We start from the raw sequence: 2,246 nt of genomic DNA, 5'->3' as shown, positions 1-2,246 counted from the left end.
AGCTTTTAGTCTATTTTATTAAAAAATATCAATCTACAAAGGATAACTTATGTTAGAAAAACATGGAACTATGCTTCTTGCAAGAGAAGATATAAAAGTTTTTGACTGTACTATTAGAGATGGCGGCTTAGTAAACAACTACCATTTTACAGATGAATTTGTAAAAGGTGTCTATGATACCTGTGTCGCCGCTGGTGTTGACTATATGGAGATAGGCAAAAATAACTCTCCTACACTTATGAGTGAAGAGGAGTTTGGTGCTTGGAACTTCTCTAAAGAGGAGGACATTAGAAAAATCGTTGGGAACAATGATACCGATATGAAAATAGCTGTAATGTCTGATATAGGAAGAACTGTCAAGGAGGAGCTTCTACCTAAGGAGGAGTCTGTAGTGGATATGATTAGGATAGCAACCTATATTCATCAGATACCTGAAGCGATAGAACTCATAGAGGAGGCTCATGCAAAAGGGTATGAGACGACAGTAAATGTCATGGCTATTGCTAAATCTTTTGATGATGAACTAGATGAAGTACTTGATATACTAGGGAAAACAAATGTAGATGTTATCTATATTGCGGATACATTTGGTTCATTTTATCCTGAACAGATTAAAAAGCTAACAGGAAAATATCTTGAAGTTGCAAAAGCTGGTGGTAAAGAGGTAGGAATTCATGCACATAACAATATACAGTTAGCTTATGCAAATACTATAGAGTCGATGATGTATGGTACAAGCTTTTTAGACTGTACTATATCTGGACTAGGAAGAGGTGCGGGTAACTGTCCTATGGAACTTCTTCTTGGCTTCTTAAAAAATCCAAAGTACAAACAGCTTCCTGTACTCAAATTTATAGAGGAGTTTATCGTTCCTTTAGAGAAAGAGTTAGACTGGGGTTACAGTATTCCATATATGATAACAGGACAACTTGTAGAGCATCCAAGGTCTGCAATGAAAGCTAGAGATGAGGGTGATACCAAATATGTTGATTTTTACAAAAGATTAACAGAAAAGTAGAGAATAATCTCTACTTTTTACCCAAAACATCTACAATCTTAGTAACCACCAAATCAGAAGTCACATTAAGTGAAGTTCGAGCCATATCCAAAATCCTATCCACTGCCACAATAATAGCAAGATACTCAACAGGCAATCCTACCTGATTCAAAATCACAACCATCATAACCAAAGAGGCAGAAGGCAAAGCCGCTACACCTACAGAGAGAGCCACAACCGTAATTCCCAATACTATCTGGTCACCAAAGGTCATCGCAACCCCTGCTAGATTGGCAATATACAAAACAGCTATTGTCAAGTATGAAGCCGTTCCATCCATAGATACCGTAGCACCCAATGGAAGAACGAACCCTGCACTATCCTTGCTCACTCCACCCTTCTCTTGGACAACTTTCATACTTACAGGTAGAGTTGCTGCACTTGATGCTGTTGAGAATGCCATTATACTAGCCTCTTTGACTTGATTGAGATATGTATAGGGATTTATCTTTGCAAAAAATGCCAAAACCATTGGTAGAGTAACCACAGCATGAATAATAATAACAGCCATTACAATTAATACATACTCCCAAAGACCCAAAATAACATCTATTCCCTGTTTGGCAATGATGTATGATATAAGAGAAAAGACACCAATAGGAGTTAAATTTATAACCCATCTAGCGATATGAAACATTGCGTTGTTAATCGCAGTAAAGAGGTCAAAAAGTACATCCTGATGCTTCTGCTCCATTTTAAAAGATGCCAAAGCCAAGAAAACTGCAAAAACAATAACCTGCATCATATATCCACTAGCCAATGAGTTAAAAACATTAGAAGGGATAAAACTCATTATCATATCGTGAAAAGAGAATGGTTTTATCTCTGTTGCCTTTGCATACTCTAATCCTGCTGAACTTACAGGCTCACCTATTGGGAAGATATTCATAACCACTATTGCCAAAAATACAGATAAAGCTGTAGTTAGCAGATAGAGTCCAATGGTCTTTAGACCTATACTCTTTAATTTTTCTACAGAACCTAACCCAGTTAGAGCCGTATAGATAGAGGCAAATACCAATGGTACGACCAACATTTTTAGCAGTGCTACAAACATATCTCCTATAAGCTTCTGCTCCAAAGCCCATAGTGGGGCGAAAATTCCAAAAGCTATTCCTAGCATAATTCCTATTACAACTTGCACATTAAGCGATTTAAAATAGTGCATATATCTCCTTTTTTTAACTTT

Annotated in this window: 2 protein-coding genes; one reads left to right on the top strand and one right to left on the bottom strand. The window is 37.0% G+C overall.

Annotation, left to right across the window (positions count from 1 at the left end):
- Positions 1-49: 49 nt before the first annotated feature.
- The gene (locus tag GSY74_RS05830) at positions 50-1,018 is read left to right on the top strand and encodes an aldolase catalytic domain-containing protein (protein ID WP_164664162.1); all 969 of its coding nucleotides are present in this window, start codon (positions 50-52) and stop codon (positions 1,016-1,018) included.
- A gap of 10 nt (positions 1,019-1,028) precedes the next feature.
- Here the strand turns inward: GSY74_RS05830 and GSY74_RS05825 are convergent, their stop codons facing one another.
- Entirely contained in the window at positions 1,029-2,225 is a 1,197-nt protein-coding gene (locus GSY74_RS05825; protein ID WP_164664161.1) for a dicarboxylate/amino acid:cation symporter, read from the bottom strand.
- Positions 2,226-2,246: the final 21 nt, after the last annotated feature.

The sequence above is a fragment of the Sulfurovum sp. bin170 genome (assembly GCF_010892395.1).
Lineage (GTDB): Bacteria > Campylobacterota > Campylobacteria > Campylobacterales > Sulfurovaceae > UBA1140.
The sequence above is the reverse complement of the archived record's forward strand: the minus strand, read 5'-3'. Positions and strand labels throughout refer to the sequence as shown.